Here is a 20,555-nt window from a genome sequence, read left to right as displayed (position 1 = left end):
GTGCGGCCGGATCCACATGCAGTTCACAGCATCTTCGAGGGAGTTTCAGGTGTCGCTCGCGCTCGTCGGTGTCGCCGCAGCCGCGTGCTGCTCCGGGGCAGCCACCATCTTGCAGGCGCGGGCCGCGCGCGACGAGCCTGCGGGTACCGGCCTCGACGCGGGGCTGCTCGTCCGGCTGCTGCGGCGCCCGACGTATCTCGGCGCCCTGACCCTCGTCGCCGCGGGGTTCGCGCTGTCGTTCCTCGCGCTGCGGACCCTGCCGCTGTTCGTCGTCCAGGCGGGCAGGGCCTCTAGCCTCGCCGTGGCCGCCGTGCTGGCCGCTCTGGTGCTGCGCGCCCGGCTCAGCCGGATCGAGGTCGGGGCGGTCGTCGCCGTCGGCGGCGGGGTCCTGCTGCTCGGGCTGGCCGCCGGACCCAGCCGGACCGGCGAGGTCCCGGCGGGCACCCGGATCGGGCTGCTCATCGCGCTCGTGGCGATCGCCGCGGCCGCGGCGGCCGTGGGGCGGCGCGGCGCCCGGGCGCACGCCGGCGTCGCGCTCGGGGCGCTCGCCGGGGCGGCGTTCGCGATCCTTGCGCTCGGCGCGCGCATCCTGCGCAGCACCAACCCGGCCGCCCTGGTGGCCGACCCCGCGGCGTGGGCGATCGCGGGCGGCGGGGCCCTCGGCCTGCTGCTGACCGCGACCGCGCTGCAGCGCACCTCGGTCGTCGGGGCGACCGCGCCGATGGTCGCGATCGAGACGGTCCTCGGGTCGGCGCTCGGCATGCTGCTGTGCGGCGACCGGCCCGCGGCGGGCACCGGGCTCGCCTCGGCGCTCGGGTTCGCGCTGGTCCTGGCGGGCGCGCTGAGCCTGACCCGGTTCGCCGCCCCGGCGGCCGCGAACGCCGACCCGGCGACGGGGCCGGCGCCTCAGTAGCGGTAGTGGTCCGGCTTGTAGGGGCCTGCCGGGTCGACGCCGAGGTACTCCGCCTGCGTCTTCGTCAGCTCGGTCAGCTGGACGCCGAGCGCGGCGAGGTGCAGGCGCGCGACCTTCTCGTCGAGCACCTTCGGCAGCCGGTGCACGCCGGTCGGGTACTCCGCGCGCCGAGTGAACAGCTCGATCTGCGCGATGACCTGATTGGTAAACGACGTGCTCATCACGAAGCTCGGGTGGCCGGTGGCGTTGCCGAGGTTGAGCAGCCGGCCCTCGCTCAGCAGGATGACCGAGTGCCCGTCGGGGAACGTCCACTCGTGCACCTGCGGCTTGATCTCGACCCGGACGACGCCCGGAGTCGCGGCGAGGCCCGCGATGTCGATCTCGTTGTCGAAGTGCCCGATGTTGCCGACGATCGCCTTGTCCTTCATCGCCGCGAGGTGCACTGCCGTCACGACGTCGCGGTTTCCCGTCGTCGTGATCACGAAGTCGGCCGCGCCGACGACGTCGTCCACGCGCGCGACCTCGTACCCGTCCATCACGGCCTGCAGCGCGCAGATCGGGTCGACCTCGCTGATCACGACCCGCGCGCCCTGCCCGCGCAGCGCCTCGGCGGCGCCCTTGCCGACGTCGCCGTACCCCGCCACCAGCGCGACCTTGCCGCCCATGAGGGTGTCGGTGGCGCGGTTCAGCCCGTCGGGGAGCGAGTGCCGGATGCCGTACTTGTTGTCGAACTTGCTCTTGGTCACCGAGTCGTTGACGTTGATCGCGGGGAACAGCAGCTGGCCGGCCTCGGCCAGCTGGTAGAGCCGGTGCACGCCCGTCGTGGTCTCCTCGGTGACCCCGACGATCTCCGCGGCGATCGCCGTCCAGCGGCCGGCGTCCGCGGCCAGCGAGCGGCGCAGCACCGCGAGCACGACGTTGGCCTCCTCGGCGTAGCCGGGCTCGCCGGGTGCGATGTCGGACGGCACCGCGCCGGCGGCCTCGACCTCGACGCCCCGGTGCACGAGCAGGGTCGCGTCGCCGCCGTCGTCGAGGATCATGTTCGGCCGCACATCGCCCGGCCACGCGAGGATCTGCTCGGTGCACTCCCAGTACTCGGCGAGCGTCTCGCCCTTCCACGCGAAGACCGGCACGCCCGTCGGCGCGGCCGGCGTCCCGTCGGGCCCGACCGCGACGGCGGCGGCGGCCTCGTCCTGGGTCGAGAAGATGTTGCACGACGCCCAGCGGACGTCGGCGCCCAACGCCGTGAGGGTCTCGATCAGCACTGCGGTCTGGACCGTCATGTGGATGGACCCCGCGATGCGCGCACCCGCGAGCGGCTGCGCCGCACCGTACTCGGCCCGCAACGCCATCAGACCGGGCATCTCGTGCTCGGCGAGCCGGATCTGATGCCGGCCAGCGACCGCGAGGGAGAGGTCGCGCACCTTGTACCGGCCGGGCGATTCGTCGAACGTCACGGTGGTCATCTCACTCCGCAGGCTGCATCGAAACGGACACCGGTCACGCTACCGATCGACCCGGGCACCGCGCGCGCCGATCCCGTCCGTCCGCGCGGAGCATGCGACGGGCGGGACCCGAGCGAACCGCCAGCGCATCCCACCAACCCCGCCAGTACCACCGGCCACATGCTCCGCGCGGACGGTGCCCCCGCCAGGCCCACCACCGCGGGACACCGGACCGCAGCGACGCGCCTGTGACAGGAGTGACGACTGATGCGGACGTGACACCCCACGCGCCCCCGCAGCAACTCCAGCACCAAGCGCGTCGCTGCGGTCCGCCACAACCCCCTCCAGTTCGTCACCGGCGCCGCGGCACGCGCCCACGCGCCCCTCCCCGGTGGTCGGCAACCCGTCCGCGCGCTCAGCAACCCTCCGGCAGTCAGCAACCCTCCGGCAGTCAGCAACCCTCCAGCAGTCAGCAACCCTCCGGCAGTCAGCACCCGTCCAGCCGTCCGCATCCGCCAGGCGGTCAGCACCCGTCCGCGCGGAGCATGGGACGGGCGGGACCCGAGTGAACCGCCAGCGCATCCCACCAACCCCGCCAGCACCACCGGCCACATGCTCCGCGCGGACGGTGCCCCCCGCCAGGCCCGCGTCCGCCCCACACTGGACCGGCCCGCCGGTTCGGCCGCCCGCGCGCGGCTGCGAGAATTCGCACCGTGACCGCAACCCTGGTGGCCCGCGGCGTGAGCGCCGCCCATGCCGACCGCACGCTCTTCGCCGACCTCGCCGTCACCGTCGCCCCCGGTGACGTGGTCGGCCTCGTCGGGGCCAACGGCGCGGGCAAGTCCACGCTGCTGCGCATCCTCGCCGGGCTCGACGCGCCGGCGACCGGCAGCGTCTCGCTCTCCCCCGCCGACGCCACGATCGGCTGGCTCCCGCAGGAGGTTGAGCGACGCGTCGGCGAGACCGTCGCGGGGCACCTCGAGCGCCGCACCGGCGTCGCGGCCGCACAGCTCGCGCTCGACGACGCCGCCGCCGGCCTCGGCGAGGCGCGCCCCGGCGCGGACGACGCCTACTCGGCCGCGTTCGACCGTTGGATGGCGCTCGGCGCGGCCGACCTGGACGAACGCACCGGTCAGGTGCTGGCCGACCTCGGGCTGCGGCTCGACCTGACCCACCCGATGACCGGGCTGTCGGGCGGTCAGGCGGCGCGCGTCGGCCTGGCGGCGCTGCTGCTCGCGCGCTTCGACGTGCTGTTGCTGGACGAGCCGACCAACGACCTGGACCTCGACGGCCTCGCGCGGCTCGAGGCGTTCGTCCAGGGTCAACGCGCCGGGATCGTCGTCGTCTCGCACGACCGCGAGTTCCTCTCGCGGTGCGTCACGGGCGTGGTCGAGCTCGACCTCGCCCAGCAGCGCGTCGGCGTGTACGGCGGCGGCTACGACGCCTACCTCGACGAGCGCGCGACCGCGCGCCGGCACGCGCGCGAGGACTACGACGAGTACGCCGACAAGCGCGGCGCCCTCGAGGAGCGCGGCAAGATGCAGCGGGGCTGGATGGATCAGGGCGTCAAGGCGGCGGCGCGCAAGCGCAAGGACAACGACAAGATCGGCCGCGGCTTCCGGGTCGAGCAGACCGAGAAGCAGGCCGCCAAGGTCAGCCAGACCGCCCGCATGATCGAGCGCCTCGAGGAGGTCGCCGAGCCACGCAAGGAGTGGGAGCTGCGGTACGAGATCGCGGCCGCACCCCGCGGGAGCGCCGTGGTCGCGACCCTGCGCGACGCCGTCGTGCACCTGGGGCCGTTCACGCTCGGGCCCGTGAACCTCCAGGTGGACGCCGGCGACCGGATCGCCGTGACGGGTGCGAACGGCGCCGGCAAGACGACGTTGCTCGGCGCACTGCTGGGCCGGGTCCCGCTCGCGAGCGGCGCGGCGTCGCTCGGCACGAGCGTCGCGATCGGCGAGGTCGACCAGGCGCGCGCCCTGCTCGACTCGACCCTTCCGCTCGCCGACGCGTTCGAGGCTCAGGTGCCGGCGTGGCCGGCCGCCGAGGTGCGGACGCTGCTCGCCAAGTTCGGCCTCAAGGCGGCGCACGTGCAGCGCCCGGCCCGGTCCCTGTCCCCCGGCGAGCGCACGCGCGCGGCGCTCGCGCTGCTGCAGGCGCGCGGCGTCAACCTGCTCGTGCTCGACGAGCCGAGCAACCATCTCGACCTGCCGGCGATCGAGCAGCTCGAGTCGGCGCTCGCGGGATACACCGGGACCCTGCTGCTCGTCACGCACGACCGCCGGATGCTGGACGCCGTCGCGGTCAACCGGCGCTGGGTCGTGGCCGCGGGGACAGTCCGCGAGGAGTAGCTCAGCCGCATCGGTGCGCCAGACGGGCTCGAAACCGCGTCGGCTCGGCCTCACTATGGTCATACCTCAAAACCAGGTAAAGCCACCGGTCAGGGTCCCTTTATCCGGGTCTGAGCGACGCCCGTGGGCACGATCCGGGCCGAATCCCGTTAGGCGATCTGGCGTCGGCAAGGCATCGTAGGTGTCGAACAGATTTACGATCGGTTGAACCGGGCGACGTGCGACATGCCCCGACAGGCCTCCTTTGGTGCCTGACTCGGCGGCGCGCCGGCCCCGTGAGTGACGTGCACGGCGTTGCACCAGGTGCCCGCCGTCGTCCACCGATCGACCGTCTGCCCGGACCAAGAACTGCCGCCCCGCGATCGCGCGTGGCGCGCTGTGCCGTGCCTCCGAGGGCGCGCGGTCCGGATCGCGAGCTACTGAACGGGGACAGTTGTGACTGCAATCCGCGCCGAAGGCGTGTTCAAGGTGTTCGGTCGACGCCCGCACGAGGCCGTCCGTCGCCTGCGGGACGGCGCCGGCCGCGACGACGTCAAGAGCCTCGGCACGGCCGCCGTCATCGACACGAGCTTCGAGGTCGCCCCCGGCGAGACGTTCGTCGTGATGGGCCTGTCGGGGTCCGGCAAGTCAACCCTGATCCGCATGCTCAACGGGCTGGTCCGCCCGACCGCGGGCAGCATCATGCTCGGCGAGCACGACCTGGCGAAGGTCAGCGCGTCGGAGCTGCGCGACATTCGGCGCAAGCGCGTGAGCATGGTGTTCCAGCACTTCGCGCTCCTGCCGCACCGCACCGTCCTCGACAACGCGGCGTTTCCGCTGGAGATCTCCGGGGTCGACAAGACCGAGCGCCGCCGGCGCGCCGCCGAGGCTCTCGGCCTCGTCGGGCTCGACGGCTGGGAGGACTCCCTGCCGTCGCAGTTGTCCGGCGGGATGCGCCAGCGCGTGGGCCTCGCCCGCGCCCTGGCCGCCGACACCGACGTGCTGCTCATGGACGAGGCCTTCTCCGCACTCGACCCGCTGATCCGCGGCGAGATGCAGGAGCAGCTGCTCGAGCTCCAGCAGACCCTCGGCAAGACCATCATCTTCATTACGCACGACCTCAACGAGGCCATGCACCTCGGGGACCGGATCGCCATGATGCGCGACGGGCGCATCGTCCAGATCGGCACGTCCGAGGAGATCCTGTCCGCGCCGGCCGACGACTACGTCGCGCAGTTCGTCGCCGACGTCGACCGCACCCGGGTCCTGACGGCCGGCTCCGTCATGGTGCGCCCGACCGCCGTCGTCGTCGCCTCCGCCGGACCGCACGTGGCCCTGCGCACGATGCGCGACGCGCAGACCTCGGCGGCGTACGTCGTCGACCGCGACCGCCTGCTGCTCGGCGTCGTGCGCGACCAGGACGTCGTCGCCGCGGTCCGCGCCGGCGGCGGCGCGCTCGTCGACCTGACGCGCGACGAGGTGTCGCCGGTCACGGAGGACGCCCTGCTCGCTGAGCTGTTCGCTCCCGCCGCCGAGACGCCGCTGCCGGTCCCGGTGGTGGACGCCCGCGGCAAGCTCGTCGGCGTGATCCCCCGCGTGACGCTGCTCGAGGCCATGAAGCCGACGGTGGTCGAGCCCGTCGACGCCGTCGACCCCGAGGGCCTGGGCGAGGACCTCGACACCGAGCTCGACGCGCTCGAATCCGAAGCACTCAACCTCTCCAGGACGGGAGACGTCAAATGACCGTCCTCGCAGCTAGCTCCGACCCGCTGTTCCGCCTGCCGCTCGGCGAGTGGGTCGACGGCGCCGTGACCGCGATCACCCACACGTTCGACGGCCTCTTCGACGCGATCAAGTCCGTGCTCGAGGGCGGCTACGACGGGCTCGAGTACGTGCTCGCGGCGCCGCCCGCCTGGGCGGTCGTGCTCGTGCTCGCCGCGCTGGCGTTCTTCCTCAAGGGCTGGCAGCTCGCGGTGACCGCGCTGGTCGGCTTCGCGCTGATCATCGGGGTCGACCAGTGGGAGAACGCGATGGCGACGCTCGCGCTGGTCCTGGTCGCGAGCGTCATCGCGCTCGCCATCGCGGTGCCGCTCGGCATCCTCGCCGCGCGCAACGACAAGGTCTCCGCCGCCCTGCGGCCGGTGCTGGACTTCATGCAGACGATGCCCGCGTTCGTCTACCTGATCCCGACGGTCGTCATCTTCCTCACCGGCGCCGTGCCCGGGATCGTCGCGACGATCGTGTTCGCGATGGCCCCCGGGGTGCGCTTCACCGAGCTCGGCATCCGGCAGGTCGACTCCGAGGTGGTCGAGGCCGGCCACGCGTTCGGCGCGTCGCCGGGCCGCATCCTGCGCCAGATCCAGATCCCGCTCGCACTCCCGACCATCATGGCCGGCATCAACCAGGTGATCATGCTCGCGCTGTCGATGGCCGTCATCTCCGGGATGGTCGGTGCCGACGGGCTCGGCAGCGACGTCCTGTCCGCCCTGTCCCGCGTCGACGTCGCACTCGGCTTCGAGGCCGGCCTCGCCGTCGTGATCCTGGCGATCTACCTCGACCGCATGACGTCGGCGCTCGCCGCCCGCGCGCCGGTCTCCCGCGCGCTGCAGCTCGCCGCCGTCTGACCACGCTGCAGCGCCCCAGCTCGCACCCACCCTTCGCCGTCGGCAGCACGCCACGGCACCTCGAAAGGACACCATGACCGCACACCTGAGCCGCCCCCTGGCCCTGACCGCCTCGGCGGCCGCGCTCGCGCTCCTGCTCGGAGCCTGCGCGAGCGGGGAGGCCGACGCCGCGGACCTCACCCCCGGCGGGGACCAGAAGGACCTCACGATCGCGATCCACAACGGCTGGGACGAGGGCATCGCCGCGTCGTACCTGTGGCAGGCGATCCTCGCGGACGAGGGCTACGAGGTCGAGCTCGAGACGGCCGACCCCGGCATCGTCTACACCGGCATCGCCGGCGGCGACTTCGACGTCAACTTCGACATGTGGCTCCCCGTCACCCACGCCGACTACCTCGAGAAGTACGGCGACGACCTTGAGCAGCTGGGCTCCTGGTACGACGACGCGCGGCTGACCATCGCCGTGAACGAGGACTCGCCGCTGGTGACGATCGCGGATCTCGCGACCCAGGGCGACGTCGTCGACAACCGGCTGGTCGGCATCGAGCCCGGCGCCGGCCTCACGCGCATCACGAAGGACGAGGTCATCCCGACCTACGGCCTCGAGGACCTGGACTTCGTGGAGTCCTCGACCCCGGCGATGCTCGCCGAGCTCAGCGGCGCGATCGACGCCGACCGCAACATCGCGGTCACGCTGTGGCGCCCGCACTGGGCGTACGACGCCTTCCCGCTGCGCGACCTCGAGGACCCCGAGGGCACGCTCGGCGAGGCGGAGAACATCGAGATGGTCGGCCGTACGGGCTTCGGCGAGGACTACCCCGAGCTCGCCTCGTGGCTCGCGCAGTTCACGCTGACCAGTGACGAGCTGTTCACTCTCGAGAACCTGATGTTCAACGAGAACGGCGGCGACGACAACGAGGGCTCGGCCGCGCAGTGGCTCGAGGAGAACCCCGAGTTCGTCACGACCCTGAAGGCAGCGGCCGACAAGGCGTAGCCCGCTCGGCACGACCCGCGAGGCGCACCGTCCGATGTCTGGGCGGTGCGCCTCGCGCGTTCTGCAGAGCACCGTCCGCGCGGAGCATGGTGCGGAAGAGGCGGAAGTGACGGGAACTGGGGCACTTCCAGCCCCTGCCGTCACTCGCGCCACATGCTCCGCGCGGACGGTGGGATCAGCGAGGCGATCCGGGGGCCGCGCAGCGCGTCCGGATCGGTTGCGCGGACCGGAGCGACGCGCGGGTGACGCAGGTGACTCCTGGGGCCGGTGCGACAGCGCATGCGCCCCGCTGGCCACTCCCGTCCCACGCGCGTCGCTACGGTCCGGCCCCGGGAGCCCGATCGGCCGGAGGCGGCCGGTCAGACGGGCTGGGGAGCCCGGTCCGCGCCGGCGATGAGCCCGAGCGCGACGTCCGCGGACCGCGCCGCGGCGTCCTCGACCGCGAGGTGGAACTCGGCGCCGGCGGCCGGGCCGCACAGGTCGGAGATGGCCCGGACGGCGAGGAACGGCACGTCGAACAGGTGGCAGGTGTGGGCGATCGCGGCGGACTCCATGTCGGTCGCGAGCGCGTCCGGGAAGCGCGCCCGGACCTGGTCGACCGAGGTGCCGTCGACGAAGGCGTCGCCCGAGATCACGGGCCCCCGCAGCAGTCGGACGCCGTCGGACGCGCGCGCGGCCGCGACGAGGTCGGGCGCGGGAGCGTAGCTCGGCGGCATGCCCGGAACCTGCCCGAGCGAGTACCCGAACATGCGGGCGTCCGCGCCGCCGTAGACGTAGCTCGTGCCGGCGACGACGTCGCCGACGCGCACGTCGGCGTGCAGGCCCCCGGCCGAGCCCGCGCTGATGACCCGCGCCGGCCGCGACCGGTTCACGGCGAGCGCGGTCGCGATCGCGGCGTTCACGAGCCCGATCCCGCACGTCACGAGCAGCACGTGCGCGGGCCCGAAGGACGACAGCCGGATCGTCGCCTGGCCGAGCGTGCTCGAGCGGCCCAGCGTGTCCGAGCGCTCCTCGAACGGCGCCATCTCCTCGCGCATCGCCGTGATGATGACGGCGTCGACCTCGATCACGCGGTGACCTGGCTCCACTGGGCCCGGTCGGCGAGGAAGGCGATCGCGGCGGCCTGCGCGCCCTCGAGCGTGTGGCTCGCGGCCCAGCCGCACTGCACCTCGTTCGCCGCGGGCACCTCGGTCGCCGTCGACACGTCGACGAGCGTCGCCTCGAGCACGGCCAGGAACTCTTCGTAGGTGTGCTCGCCCTGCATGAGCACGTAGAACCCGGTCTGGCAGCCCATCGGCGAGACGTCGATGACGTCGCCCGAGTGGTTGCGCATGTGCTCGGCCATCATGTGCTCGAGCGAGTGCACCGTGGGCATGGGCAGGCGATCGGTGTTGGGCTGGCAGAACCGGACGTCGTACTTCGTCAGGAGGTCGCCGTGCGGCAGCGTCTTGGTGTCCGCGACGCGCACGAAGGGCGCGGCGACGGTGCGGTGGTCGAGGTTGAAGCTCTCGACGTTCATCCTGGGCTGGGGCACGGCACCGCTCTCTGCTGGGTGGATCCGACGCGTGGTCGAGGTGAACGGATCATCCTACCGCCGCCCCTCGCGGCAGCGCGGGTCACCCCGCGGCCGTGACCGATCGGCGCAGGTCGGGCTCGAGGTAGATGACCGCGGCGAGGCCGGGCACCGCCGCGCGGACCCGTACCTCGGCGGCGTCGATCGCGGCCGCGACCTCGGCGGCCGTCCCGAGCGGTTCGAGCTCGACCTTCGCCGCGACGAGCAGCTCCTCCGGCCCGAGGTGCAACGTGCGCAGGTGGATGACGGAGACGACGCCGCCGCCGACCAGCGCCGCGGCGATGGACTCGACGTTCGCCGGCGTCGCGGACTCCCCGAGCAGCAGCGAGCGCGTCTCGAGCGACAAGATGATCGCGATCACGACGAGGAGCAGCCCGATCGAGGCGGTGCCGGCGGCGTCCCAGCGGCCGTCGTCGGTCACGAGGGTCATCCCGACGCCGCCGAGCGCCAGCACGAGCCCGACGAGCGCGCCGAGGTCCTCGAGCAGCACGACCGGCAGCTCGGGCGCCTTCGCGGTCCGCACGAACGAGGCCCACGACTGCGCGCCGCGCACGTGGTTGGACTCGTGGATCGCGGTCCGGAAGGAGTAGCTCTCCATCCCGATCGCCGCGACGAGCACGACGATCGGCACCCACTTCCACGACTCGATCGGGTGCGGCTCGGCGAACTTGTGCCACGCCTCGTAGAGCGCGAACAGCCCGCCGACGCTGAACAGCACGATCGAGACGATGAACGCGTACAGGTACCGCTCGCGGCCGTACCCGAACGGGTGCTTCGCGTCGGCGGCCTGCCGCGACCGCTTGCCGCCGACCAGGAGCAGGGCCTGGTTCCCCGAGTCGGCCAACGAGTGCACCGACTCCGCGAGCATCGAGCTCGAGCTCGTGAGCAGGAAGGCGATGAACTTCGTGATCGCGATCCCCACGTTCGCCGCCAGGGCAGCGATGATCGCGCGATTGCTTCCGCCCGTCGACATCAGGCGGTCCGGACGGGCCGCGCGTCGTCGACGAGCAGCACCGGGATGCCGTCGCGGACGGGGTAGGCGAGCGGGTTCACCGGGTCGGTCGAGACGAGCTCGGGCTGACCGTCGGGACCCACGCCGTCGACGAGCGTCGCACCCGTTGCGGGGCACCGCAGGATCTCGCGGAGCCAGGGCTCCAGCACGGGTTCCTGCGCGGTCGGTGCGTCGGTCATGTCACTCCTTGTTGGCTGTCTTCGGTGCGTCGCCGGCCCGGACGAGCGCGAGCACATCGTCGCGCACCTTCTCCATGATGTCCTCGTCGGCCGCCTCAACGGTAAGCCGCACGGTCGTGCCGGCCGGCCCCGGCCGCAGGTCGAACCACCAGCGCGGCGCCGCGGCCCAGTGCCGCACGGTCAGGCCGGCGGCCGCGTCACCCCCGTCCGGCGCGTCGACTTGCACCGGCCCCGCGCCCGCCCGCGTGACGTACGCGGCGACCACCCGGGCGCGCGCGGCCGCGACGTCGTCGACCGGGACCTCCATCTCGCCCGACTGCGCGTACGGCTGGTAGACCTCCGCGAACGCCGAGAGCGGGACGCCCCCACTGCCGAGCGTCGCGAGCACGTGCATCGCGGCGAGCAGGCCGGAGTCGGCGAGGTAGAGGTCGCGGAAGGCGTAGTGCAGGCCCGGCGAGGCACCGACGACGGCGCCGCTCGCCGCCATCGCCGCCCGCAGGGACGACCCGCCCCCGCCCGAGCGCACGACGGCGGCGCCAGCGGCCGTGAGCAGGTCCCCGGCGGCCTCGGAGAGCAGCCGATCCAGCACGACCGTCGGCGCCGCGCCCTCGCGCCGCTCGCGCTCGACCTCGCGCAGCCCGACGAGCATCGCGACGACGGCCGCGCTGACGAGGTCGCCGTTCTCATCGACGACGACGACGCGGTCGCCATCGGCGTCGAACGCCAGCCCGAGGTCGGCGCCCCGGGCGACGACCTCGGCGCGCAGGGCGAGCAGGTGGGCGGGGTCGCTCGGGTGCGGCGCCGGGGCGGAGCCGAGGTCGCCGGCGGCCCCGGCCGACAGCACGATGATCTCGAGCGGCAGCGCGGGGAGCCCGACGGCGGTCCCGAGGACCGCGGGGACCGTCAGCGCGGCGACGCCGTGCCCGGCCTCGACGACGACCGTGAGCGGGCGCACGCGCGTGAGGTCGGCCAGCGACCGCAGGAGCTCCGCGTAGCTCGCGAGCGCGGGGCGCAGCCGGATGGTGCCGTCGCCGGGGGTCTCGGCCGCGGCAGACTCGACGGCGGCAGGCTCGGCCAGGGCATGCGAGAGCACCGCCGGCAGGCCCGACCCGGGCTCGACCGGCCGGCCGTCGGCCCGGACCAGCAGCACGCCGGCGGGCCGTCCCGAGCCGGGCTCGGCCGCCACCATCGCGCCGGGCGCCTCAAGCGCACCCGCCGCGGCGAGGAGGGCGTCCATCGAGCACGGGCCGACCAGCTCGACGTCGACGCCCCGGCCCGCCAGGCCGGCCGCGAGTTCTGCTGCCCGCTCGGCGCTGCCCACCTGCCCGTCGTGGCCCACGAGGGCGCGGCCGGGATCAGTCCCGCCGGACCGCGCGAGGTCGGGCAGGACGATGACCTCGGCGAAGGCCGCACCGAGCGCGAACGGGTTCGGTCTCGAGCTGGCGGCGGGCACGGCGGACAGCCTAAGCGACCCCGCCCACGCGCGTGGCGCGGCCAGCGCGCCGTGTTGTCAGCGCAGCGTGTTGTCAGCGCAGCGTGCAGTCAGCGCAGCGTGCAGTCAACGCACCTTGGCCGAGCTGCCGAGCACCGACTCGAGCGACAGCGCCTCACCGGCGCCGCCGACCGCGAACCAGCCCTTGTGCTCGCACGCGTGGCAGGAGACGAACACGACCGGGCTCCCGTCGGTGAGCGTGAGCCGCAGGTGGGTCAGCTCGGCGCTGTCGCACTCGGCGCAGGTCAACGTTCCGGGCACCGTGCGCGTGGTCTCGAGCGTGATCGAGCCGAGCGGGGCCGCGGGCACCGCGCGGCGGCGTCCCCGCGGGCGCTGGCTCGGCACGGTCGGCACCGAGCCGGCGGTGCGGGCCGCCTCGACGGCGCCCTCGGGGGCCGCGAACGTCGTGGGCAGCGTCGCGCCGGCGAGTGGGGACAGGGGTCGTCGAGTCGTTCCGCCCGACTCGGTCAGCATTCGCGCCATGTCGTCCGCCCTCGTCCGGTCATCGCTCATGAGCCGTCGCCGCGCAGGATGCGCAGGTGGCCGCGTCGGCCGGCCTCCGCGAGCGGTGGGCTGGGGGGTGCTTCGACCCGGTGCCGCGGGCGGCCGGCCTCGCGGACGGCGTCGGCGAGCGCGAGCAGGTCGTCGTGGCTGGGCCCGACCTCGACGAAGTCGGGCATCAACCGGACCACCTCCCAGCCCCGCGGGGCGGTCAGCCGCTCGGCGTGGTCCGAGCACAGGTCGTACGAGTGCGGCTCGGCAAGGTGTGCGAGCGGGCCGAGCACCGCGGTCGAGTCGGCGTAGACATAGGTCAAGGTCGCGACGGCACCACCGATGCACGTCGGTCGCGAGCACTGCCTGCCGGTTCTCACCTCACCACGGTACAGCCGCTCCCGCGGCGCCGCGCCCGTTCGCGCGTCGACCCCCGCGCGTCGCGCGCACACGTCTGCGCAGGTGGACGGCGCGCCCAGGCGCCGTAGGGGGGTCCTAGGCGAGGTCCTAGGCGCACCGCACGCCGGTACGTCTGGCGGGCGCGCCCCGGGACGAGTGATCGCAGGCGACCAGCACGACGATCCATGACCAGCACTACGATCGATGCGATGACCACGCTTCCCGCTCCGCGCGATCCGATCCGGCCGGCCCGGCGCCGCGACCGGCGCGGCCGCGGTCCGCGCGGCCCCCTGCTGCCGGCCGGGCTGCCGGCGTTCCGGACCCGCGCCGAGCGGTTCGACGACCTGGTGCTCGCGGCGGTCGGCCGGCTCGAGAAGCGGTGGGCGCGCCAGCTCGACGGCACCGAGTTCGCGGTCGAGGACGTCCCGCCGTCGAGCCCCGCCCCGTGGGAGCACGGCGGCGTCCCGCTCGGCCGATACTTCGCCGCCGACATCGGGCTCGCGGCGCGAATCGTCGTGTACCGGCGCCCGGTCGAGACCCGCGCAATCGACGCGGCCGACCTCGAGGACCTGGTGCGCGACGTCGTCGTCGAGCAGGTCGCCCACCTCCTGGCGCGCAGCCCCGACGAGGTCGATCCCGACTACCGCGACGGCGGGCACTGAGCGCACCTCCGGCCCGCACCTCCGGCCTGCTGGCCCGCGCGCACCGCCCGCACGGGAGACCCCCAGGAACGGGCACTAACCTTGGCCGCGATGACCACCCCCGACGGCCCCCTGCAACCGATCCGCGCGATCTGCGTGACCTACAACTCCGGCGCCGAGCTGGACGGGCTCGCGACGTCGCTGCGCGCAGCGACGGCGGCGCCGCTCGAGCTCGTCTTCGTCGACAACGGCTCGACCGACGACGCCCCCGAGCGCGTCGCGGCGGCCCACGGCGGCCGGGTCATCCGCGCGGGTGAGAACCTCGGCTACGGCAGGGCGGCCAACCTCGGCGCCGCGGGCGCGGACCAGCCGTGGCTGCTCGTGGTCAACCCCGACATCAGCTGGGAGCCGGGATCGCTGGACGTGCTCGTCGCCGCGGCGGACCGCTACCCGCGCGCCGGCTCGCTCGGCCCCGCCCTGCTCAATCCCGACGGCACGGTCTACCCGTCGGCCCGCGAGCTGCCGTCGCTGACGCAGGGCGTCGGCCACGCGCTGTTCGCGCGGGTCTGGCCGGGCAACCCGTGGACCCGCACGTACCAGGCCCGCCAGGAGTCGGCCGACTCGGCCGAACGCCCCGCGGGCTGGCTTTCGGGCGCGTGCCTGCTGCTGCGCCGCGACGCGTTCGAACAGGTCGGCGGCTTCGACCCGGCCTACTTCATGTTCTTCGAGGACGTCGACCTCGGCGAGCGCCTCAGCGCCGCGGGCTGGAGCAACGTCTACGTCCCGGCCGCCCGGGTCACCCACGTCGGCGGCACGTCATGGCGCGAGCGCCCCGCGCGCATGATCACCGCGCACCACACCAGCGCCGAGCGCTACCTCCACCACCGCTACGACCGCTGGTTCGAGTGGCCGGTTCGCGCCGCGATCACCGCCGGGTTGCACCTGCGGCTGCGCCTCGAGCTCCGGGCCGCCCACCGCTGAGGCCCGGCGCGCCGCTACGGCAGGCCGAGGGCGTGCGAGCCGCGCACCTCGACCGAGTCCGGCACCACGGCGGTCGGCGTCGGGGTGAGCACCGAGACGAACTCGCCGTCGGCGGCCTGGACGGAGCCGACGACCGACCACGCGAGCTCCGGCCCGGCCTCCTCGTCGCCGGACGCGCCGGCGGGCGGCGCCAGCACGAGGTCGAGCCCCGCGACGACCGTGCCGGGAAAGAGCGAGCCGACGTCGAGGCTCGTCGTCGTGCCGGCGGGCACGGACACGTCACGCTCGGCGAGCACGCCGCCGTCGGCCCCGATCGCCCGCAGCACCCCGGTCGCCGTCCCCTCGCCGGAGCCGTCGGCCCCGGACCCGATCCCGGTGAGCACCACCGTGCCGGTCACCCCCGCGGGCAGCGCCACGGTGGCGTCCAGCCCCGGCACCGCCGCCGCGCTCCACGCCCGCTCGAGCGGGGGCACGTCGTCGAACTCACCAGAGATCCCCGTGCGCGTGATCATCGCCGCCGCCACGACGGGCTCGTCGGCGTCGACCACTGCGGTGTAGGGGCCTGCGGGCAGCCCGCCGAGGGACAGGTCCGTGACCTCGCCCGCCACGAGCTCGACCGAGTCCGCGCCGGGCAGGGCGACGACGCCCGCCGGGCCGAGCAGGCTGATCCGCGCGGTCGTTCCCGCCGCGGGCGCGAGCAGCCGAAGCACCGCGGTGTCGGCGTCGTCGAGCGCCGAGTCCGGGACCACCAGGCCGCTGACGACCTGCCGCGTCGAGGGCGCGGCGCCGGCGCTGACGAGGTCCACGCCCGCGGGGGTGAACCCGTTGAGCCGGCTGTCCTGGACCCGCGCCGTGACCTGGCCGCCGGCGGCGCTGACATGCACGGCGATCAACCGCTGCTCGGCGGCGACGCCCTCGAGCAGCAGCGCGCGCTCGGCACCGGGCGCGACCAGGAAGCCGGCCGAGCCGGCGAGCTCGACCGCGCCGGACGGGCCGAACACCTCGATGGTGACCTCGGCGGCGGTCGCGCCGGGGTTCGCGACGACGAGGGTCGCGCTGTTGCTGAGCTCCGTGCTGCCGCCGACGAGCCACTGCTCCGCGGCCGGCACCTGGCAGGACGCCGCCGCGAGGCCGCGCAGGTCGCCCGCAGTAGTGATCGACGCCGACGACGCCGCGGCGTGCGGTGGCAGGTCGCCGACCGGCTCGGCCCGCAGCACGGTCGGCCCGACGTGGCCGGCCAGCCGCAGCGCGCCCGCCCCCGACCCGCCCGCGCGCAGCGTTCCGAGCGGCTCCCCGCCCTCGAGCGGGGCGAGCGTCCCGGCCGGCGCAGCGTCGTCGTCGCCGCTCGCCGCCGAGACCGCGCGGAGCTCGCTCACGGTGTCCACGGGGGTCGGGTCGAACGCGGAGTCCCCGACCCCGTCCCCCGCCGGCTGCGCGAGCGCGCCGGCGCAGACGACCACGCTCGCGGCCGCGGGGACGCCCACCGTGACCGGCGTGACGGGAACGTCGGCGGGCGGCGGCACGACCACGGCCGCGGCGGCCGCGGCGCCGGTCACCGCGAGGACGGCGATCGCGCCCGCGAACCGCGCGAGCCGCCCCCGCAGGCGGCCGGGCGCTCGAAGCACCGCCGGCGCAGCGGCCTCGGCGGACGGCTCGGCGGCCGCGGCGGACGGCTCGGCGCCCGCGGCGGCAGCGCCGGACGCGTCGGCGCCCGCGGCGGGCGGTGGGCGGCGGGTCATCGGGTCCCTCCCCGGCGGCGGCGGACGGGCAGCGCGAGCAAGAGGGTGAGCAGCCCGACGGCGCCCTGGAGCCAGAGCCAGGGCATGCGGTCGGCCCGGCCGTAGGTCACGGTGAGCTGCCCGCCGTCGGCGCCGAGGGCGAACGTCTGCCGCCAGTCCGAGTCCACCGAGCGCAGCGGCCGGCCGTCGAGCTGGGCGTGCCACCCGGCGTCGGCCCGCTCGGCGAGCACGAGCAGGCGGTCCGCGCCGCCGGCGGCGATCTCGGTGTCGACGGCGAGCCGCTCGGCTGCGACCGGCGTGGACGAGGCCCGCTGCCCGTCCGTGCCGGGGGTGGTGATCTTGGCCCAGCTCGCGCCCGCGACGCCGGGGTCGGCCGCGGCGTCGGGGTCGGCCGCGTCGGCTTCGGTCGCGGCGTCGGCCGCCACCGGGACGACCCGCCAGATGACGCCCGAGCCGTTCTCCGTGATGCGCTCGAGGCCCGCCGTGGAGTCCAGCCGGCCGACGAGGCCGGCCCGCAGGGCGGTCGCCTGCGCGCCGGTCGCGGGCGGCACCAGCACGGTCGCGACCGCGAGCTCCGAGAGCTCGGCCGCGGCGCCCGTCGACGCGGCGTTGCCCAGGCGGGCGGCGATGCGGGCGAGCTCGCCCGCGGCCTCGTCGCCGCGCGCGTCCACCGGGCTGCCGGGTGCACCCGTGACGCCGCGCGCCTCGACGGCCGCGGCGACGTCGGTGAGTTGTCCCCCGTCGGAGGTCAGGAGCTGGTAGGTCAGGACGCCGTCGCCGTCGAGCCCGAGCGCCAGCACCCTCGATCGGTCCGCGGAGAGCTGCGACTGCTCGCCCACCGCCGAAACGACGGAGCCGTCGGTCACGCTCACCTCGGACGCGCCGGCGCCGGAAGTCGCATCAGTCCGGGCGCGCACGACCCACTCGGTCAGCGGGATGGCTGGGGCGAGCACGGCGCAGCCGGTCAGGACCACGACGACGATCTGGCGCCAGCCGAAGGAGTAGCGGGCCATCCGGGCGGCGAGCCGGTCGGTGCCGAGCACGGCCGCGGTCAGGAGGCCGAGCAGCAGGAGCGAGCCGCCGGCTCCGCTCCAGCCGCGGACGAACACGGCCGGCCCGGCGGCGGTCTCGACCTGCGCGGACACGAAGGCGGCGCCGAGCCCGCAGGCCGCGACGAACCAGCCGAGGCGCACCCCGCGCGCGACCGCGGCGCCGCGGAGCAGGGCCAGGAGCGCGAAGAGTCCGACGACGGCGCCCAGCACGAACGGCAGCGCGGTGGCCACGGGCGCGGGCAGCCAGGCGAGGTCGCCGTCGACGGGCGCCACGGGCCAGCCGAGCAGCTGCTGCCAGGGCGCCGCGGGGGTCGAGGCGACGGGCGGCCCCGGGTCGGCGAGCAGGACCCGCCAGCTGCCTCCGCCGACGTCGGAGAGCGCCTCGACGATGGTCGGGCCGAACAGCGCGAGCGCGGGCAGGGCGACGAGGACGAGGCGGCCGCGGCGGCGGCGCGGCACGCAGGCGGCGACCGCGAGCAGCGCGAGCAGACCGGTGGGCAGGAGCACGGGGGCGCCGGCGGCGACGACCGCGAAAGCGAGCCCCGCCGCCGCGGCGGCACCGATCGAGCCGAGCGGCCGGTCCGCGCGCTGGTCGGCGGGGTCGGTGGAGTTCCCCACCCCGGGCTCGGGCTCGGGCGCGACGACGGCGGCGCGGTCGGTCGCGCGCGCCGCGGCCTCGCTGTCGGGCCAGACCTCGCGCTCGCCGCCGCCAAGCCACGCCGCGGTCTCGGACTCGATCGCGACCGTCGCGACGTCCTGCGCCGGGACGTCGCCGGCGGCAACCTGGTGGGGCCCTGCGGACGGTTCGGCCGCGGCGTCCGGCGCCCGGGCCGCGCGGCGCTGCGCACCGACGAGTCCGGAGACCACCACGTCGTAACGCTGCACCCCGACGGCGCGCGCCACCGCGAGCACGACCCAGGGCAGCGCCGCGTGCGCGACGACGGCGCCGAGGCGCCCGCCGTCGAGGGCGGTCGTCAGGGCCGGCGCGGCGACCCACACGAGCGCAGCCCACAGCCGCACGCCGACCGACCGGGTGCCGGCGCCTGCGGCGAACCAGGCTCCGACGCCGGCCAGCGCCAGGGCGCCGAGGTAGAGCGCGGCGACCGCGGCGGACGTCGCGCCGCCGGCGAGCAGGGCGACGGGAACGAGCATCGTGAGGAGGGGGTCGGCGGGTCCCGGCGCGCCGAGGCCGTCCGCGACCCAGCCGGACGTCGCAGCGCGCCACAGCTCGCCCAGGTCGGCGCTCGCGGGCAGCAGCGCGCCGCCGGCGAGGGCGCCGCCGCCGAGCACGCCGCTGATGAGGGTGTCGAGCGCGAGCGCGGTCAGCGCCGCGAGGATGATGACCAGGACGCCGAGTGTCAGCCGGCGCCGGGAGGTGACCGCCGCGAGCTCGGCGCGCTCGAGCTCGCTCGGGGCGCCGCCCGCGCGACGGCTCTCGGACCGCTGGAAGTGGCCGTCGCGCTGCTCGCGGAGAACGTCACGCCAGGTCGCCTGCAACGGGCGAAGGGAGCGGCGCGGCAGCCGCGAGGCCCGGCGGGCGACCGCCCGCGCGCGGGCCATCCGGCCCGGGTGCGCCAGCGCGGCGACGGGCGCGGCGAGCTCGGCGAGCGCGAGCCCGAGCTCCTTGCTCGCGATCCGCACGAGGCAGCGCAGCACCCCGGCGAGCAGGTAGCCGGCGCCGAGGAACGGCAGCAGCGGCAGCGGCACCGCGGCGAGTCGGGCGTGCACCTGGGCGCGCCGGCGAGCGCCGAACGAGCGGCGGGGGTCGCCAGGGTCGGCGGCAGACGAGGGGACGGCGGCGGCGGGTTCGGGACCGGTATCGGCCTCGGGATCGGGATCGGTCGCGGCGAGGTCAGTGCCCTCGGCCGCGCCCGCCGCGGCGACCGAGCCCGCGGGGCCGGCCCCCTGCCGGCGCAGCCCGAGGTAGGACGCCTGCGCGTGCCGGACGACCGCCGACGGCACGACCACGACGCGGTACCCCGCGAGACGGGCCCGCCGGCACAGGTCGAGGCCGTCGCCGAACGGCCCGAGCGCCGGGTCGGTGCCGCGGATCTCGTCCCAGACCTCGCGCCGCACGAGCGCCCCAGCCAGCCCGACGGCGAGCACGTCCACGCGGCCGTCGTGCTGGCCCTGGTCGACCTCGCCGTCCTCGATCCCGGTGACGCGCCGCCCCAGCCGCGACGTCGTGACGCCGACCTCGAGCAGCCGTGCGCCGTCGGTCCAGCTGCGCTGCTTGACACCCGCGACCGCGACCGAGGACGAGTGCTCGACCGCGCGCGCCAGCTCCGCCAGCGCGGTCGGATCGGGCGCGCTGTCGTCGTGCAGCAGCCACACCCAGCCGGTCGCCGCCGGCTCGCCGGCCAGCCCGGCGCCGACCGCAGCGCCGAACGTCCGGGCGCCGGCCGCCGCGTGCACCCGCACGTCCGCGGAGCTCGGACCGAGCAGCCGGGCCACGAGTTGCGCGACGGAGGAATCGTCGGTGGGAGCTGCGTCAGCGTCGACATCGACGACGACGACGCGGGCCGGGGCGAGCGTCTGCGCGGCGAGCGCCGCGAGCGTCTGCGGCAGGTAGGACGTGACGCCGTGGGTGACGAGGACGGCGACGATGGAGGATGCTGCGATCGGGGTGGCCTGGGCGGCCGGCACGGAGCTGGTCTGCGGGGTATCGGTCATGTGCTGGACGGGCCCC

At 75.2% G+C, this 20,555-nt stretch carries 17 protein-coding genes; 7 read left to right on the top strand and 10 right to left on the bottom strand.

What is annotated here, in order from left to right:
• Positions 1-49 precede the first annotated feature (49 nt).
• Complete coding sequence (locus tag J4E96_RS04525) at positions 50-913, top strand: hypothetical protein (protein WP_227424596.1); 864 nt, start codon at positions 50-52, stop codon at positions 911-913.
• Here J4E96_RS04525 and ahcY read toward each other — a convergent pair.
• Positions 907-2,370 carry an adenosylhomocysteinase gene (gene ahcY / locus J4E96_RS04520; RefSeq protein ID WP_406620448.1) on the bottom strand — a complete coding sequence of 488 codons (1,464 nt, stop codon included), beginning with the start codon at positions 2,368-2,370 and terminating at the stop codon, positions 907-909. The two genes, J4E96_RS04525 and ahcY, sit on opposite strands and share 7 nt — an antisense overlap.
• A gap of 701 nt (positions 2,371-3,071) precedes the next feature.
• On the opposite strand from ahcY, the gene J4E96_RS04515 reads away from it, so the two are divergent.
• The 4 genes from J4E96_RS04515 to J4E96_RS04500 all read left to right on the top strand — a co-directional run bounded on the left by J4E96_RS04515 (position 3,072) and on the right by J4E96_RS04500 (position 8,306).
• On the top strand, positions 3,072-4,709 hold the full coding sequence (locus J4E96_RS04515) for an ABC-F family ATP-binding cassette domain-containing protein (RefSeq protein ID WP_227424594.1): 1,638 nt from the start codon (positions 3,072-3,074) through the stop codon (positions 4,707-4,709).
• 435 nt (positions 4,710-5,144) lie between these two features.
• Positions 5,145-6,431 carry a quaternary amine ABC transporter ATP-binding protein gene (locus J4E96_RS04510; RefSeq protein WP_227424593.1) on the top strand — a complete coding sequence of 429 codons (1,287 nt, stop codon included), beginning with the start codon at positions 5,145-5,147 and terminating at the stop codon, positions 6,429-6,431.
• Positions 6,428-7,312, top strand: a complete 885-nt coding sequence (locus J4E96_RS04505; protein WP_227424592.1) for an ABC transporter permease — start codon at positions 6,428-6,430, stop codon at positions 7,310-7,312. The genes J4E96_RS04510 and J4E96_RS04505 overlap by 4 nt, the downstream gene beginning before the upstream one ends.
• Positions 7,313-7,385: 73 nt before the next feature.
• On the top strand, positions 7,386-8,306 hold the full coding sequence (locus J4E96_RS04500) for a glycine betaine ABC transporter substrate-binding protein (RefSeq protein ID WP_227424591.1): 921 nt from the start codon (positions 7,386-7,388) through the stop codon (positions 8,304-8,306).
• Between the two features lie 359 nt (positions 8,307-8,665).
• Here the strand turns inward: J4E96_RS04500 and mtnN are convergent, their stop codons facing one another.
• From mtnN to J4E96_RS04465, 7 genes are all read right to left on the bottom strand, one after another.
• Positions 8,666-9,376: a 5'-methylthioadenosine/S-adenosylhomocysteine nucleosidase gene (mtnN, locus tag J4E96_RS04495; protein ID WP_227424590.1), complete on the bottom strand. Its 711-nt coding sequence runs from the start codon at positions 9,374-9,376 to the stop codon at positions 8,666-8,668.
• Complete coding sequence (locus J4E96_RS04490; protein WP_227425663.1) at positions 9,373-9,825, bottom strand: S-ribosylhomocysteine lyase; 453 nt, start codon at positions 9,823-9,825, stop codon at positions 9,373-9,375. Before J4E96_RS04490 ends, mtnN begins: the two co-directional genes overlap by 4 nt.
• A gap of 97 nt (positions 9,826-9,922) precedes the next feature.
• Positions 9,923-10,852 (bottom strand): cation diffusion facilitator family transporter, encoded by a 930-nt coding sequence (locus J4E96_RS04485; RefSeq protein ID WP_227424589.1) that lies wholly within the window; start codon positions 10,850-10,852, stop codon positions 9,923-9,925.
• Positions 10,852-11,070 (bottom strand): Trm112 family protein, encoded by a 219-nt coding sequence (locus tag J4E96_RS04480; RefSeq protein ID WP_227424588.1) that lies wholly within the window; start codon positions 11,068-11,070, stop codon positions 10,852-10,854. The genes J4E96_RS04485 and J4E96_RS04480 overlap by 1 nt, the downstream gene beginning before the upstream one ends.
• Before the next feature lies 1 nt (position 11,071).
• Positions 11,072-12,523, bottom strand: a complete 1,452-nt coding sequence (gene manB, locus J4E96_RS04475) for a phosphohexomutase domain-containing protein (RefSeq protein WP_227424587.1) — start codon at positions 12,521-12,523, stop codon at positions 11,072-11,074.
• A 105-nt stretch (positions 12,524-12,628) separates the two neighbouring features.
• Positions 12,629-13,045 (bottom strand): hypothetical protein, encoded by a 417-nt coding sequence (locus J4E96_RS04470; protein WP_227424586.1) that lies wholly within the window; start codon positions 13,043-13,045, stop codon positions 12,629-12,631.
• Between the two features lie 26 nt (positions 13,046-13,071).
• Entirely contained in the window at positions 13,072-13,434 is a 363-nt protein-coding gene (locus J4E96_RS04465; protein WP_227424585.1) for a DUF3499 domain-containing protein, read from the bottom strand.
• Between the two features lie 228 nt (positions 13,435-13,662).
• Here J4E96_RS04465 and J4E96_RS04460 point away from each other — a divergent pair, with 228 nt between their 5' ends.
• Both J4E96_RS04460 and J4E96_RS04455 read left to right on the top strand, forming a co-directional pair.
• Positions 13,663-14,115 (top strand): metallopeptidase family protein, encoded by a 453-nt coding sequence (locus J4E96_RS04460; protein WP_227424584.1) that lies wholly within the window; start codon positions 13,663-13,665, stop codon positions 14,113-14,115.
• A 90-nt stretch (positions 14,116-14,205) separates the two neighbouring features.
• The gene (locus J4E96_RS04455; RefSeq protein ID WP_227424583.1) at positions 14,206-15,075 is read left to right on the top strand and encodes a glycosyltransferase family 2 protein; all 870 of its coding nucleotides are present in this window, start codon (positions 14,206-14,208) and stop codon (positions 15,073-15,075) included.
• Positions 15,076-15,089: 14 nt separating this feature from the next.
• Here the strand turns inward: J4E96_RS04455 and J4E96_RS04450 are convergent, their stop codons facing one another.
• Both J4E96_RS04450 and J4E96_RS04445 read right to left on the bottom strand, forming a co-directional pair.
• Entirely contained in the window at positions 15,090-16,814 is a 1,725-nt protein-coding gene (locus J4E96_RS04450; RefSeq protein ID WP_227424582.1) for a DUF5719 family protein, read from the bottom strand.
• Entirely contained in the window at positions 16,811-20,539 is a 3,729-nt protein-coding gene (locus J4E96_RS04445) for a glycosyltransferase (RefSeq protein WP_227424581.1), read from the bottom strand. Before J4E96_RS04445 ends, J4E96_RS04450 begins: the two co-directional genes overlap by 4 nt.
• Positions 20,540-20,555 lie beyond the last annotated feature (16 nt).

This window comes from Pengzhenrongella sicca, from assembly GCF_017569225.1.
Taxonomy (GTDB): domain Bacteria; phylum Actinomycetota; class Actinomycetes; order Actinomycetales; family Cellulomonadaceae; genus Pengzhenrongella; species Pengzhenrongella sicca.
The sequence above is the reverse complement of the archived record's forward strand: the minus strand, read 5'-3'. Positions and strand labels throughout refer to the sequence as shown.

Excerpts from the sequence above, each read along its gene's own strand:
- J4E96_RS04505 (WP_227424592.1), top strand. The coding sequence starts at position 6,428 with ATGACCGTCCTCGCAGCTAGCTCCGACCCGCTGTTCCGCCTGCCGCTC.
- J4E96_RS04500 (WP_227424591.1), top strand. The coding sequence starts at position 7,386 with ATGACCGCACACCTGAGCCGCCCCCTGGCCCTGACCGCCTCGGCGGCC.
- J4E96_RS04490 (WP_227425663.1), bottom strand. The coding sequence starts at position 9,825 with ATGAACGTCGAGAGCTTCAACCTCGACCACCGCACCGTCGCCGCGCCC.
- J4E96_RS04485 (WP_227424589.1), bottom strand. The coding sequence starts at position 10,852 with ATGTCGACGGGCGGAAGCAATCGCGCGATCATCGCTGCCCTGGCGGCG.
- J4E96_RS04480 (WP_227424588.1), bottom strand. The coding sequence starts at position 11,070 with ATGACCGACGCACCGACCGCGCAGGAACCCGTGCTGGAGCCCTGGCTC.
- J4E96_RS04470 (WP_227424586.1), bottom strand. The coding sequence starts at position 13,045 with ATGGCGCGAATGCTGACCGAGTCGGGCGGAACGACTCGACGACCCCTG.
- J4E96_RS04460 (WP_227424584.1), top strand. The coding sequence starts at position 13,663 with ATGACCACGCTTCCCGCTCCGCGCGATCCGATCCGGCCGGCCCGGCGC.
- J4E96_RS04455 (WP_227424583.1), top strand. The coding sequence starts at position 14,206 with ATGACCACCCCCGACGGCCCCCTGCAACCGATCCGCGCGATCTGCGTG.
- J4E96_RS04450 (WP_227424582.1), bottom strand. The coding sequence starts at position 16,814 with ATGACCCGCCGCCCACCGCCCGCCGCGGGCGCCGACGCGTCCGGCGCT.
- J4E96_RS04445 (WP_227424581.1), bottom strand. The coding sequence starts at position 20,539 with ATGACCGATACCCCGCAGACCAGCTCCGTGCCGGCCGCCCAGGCCACC.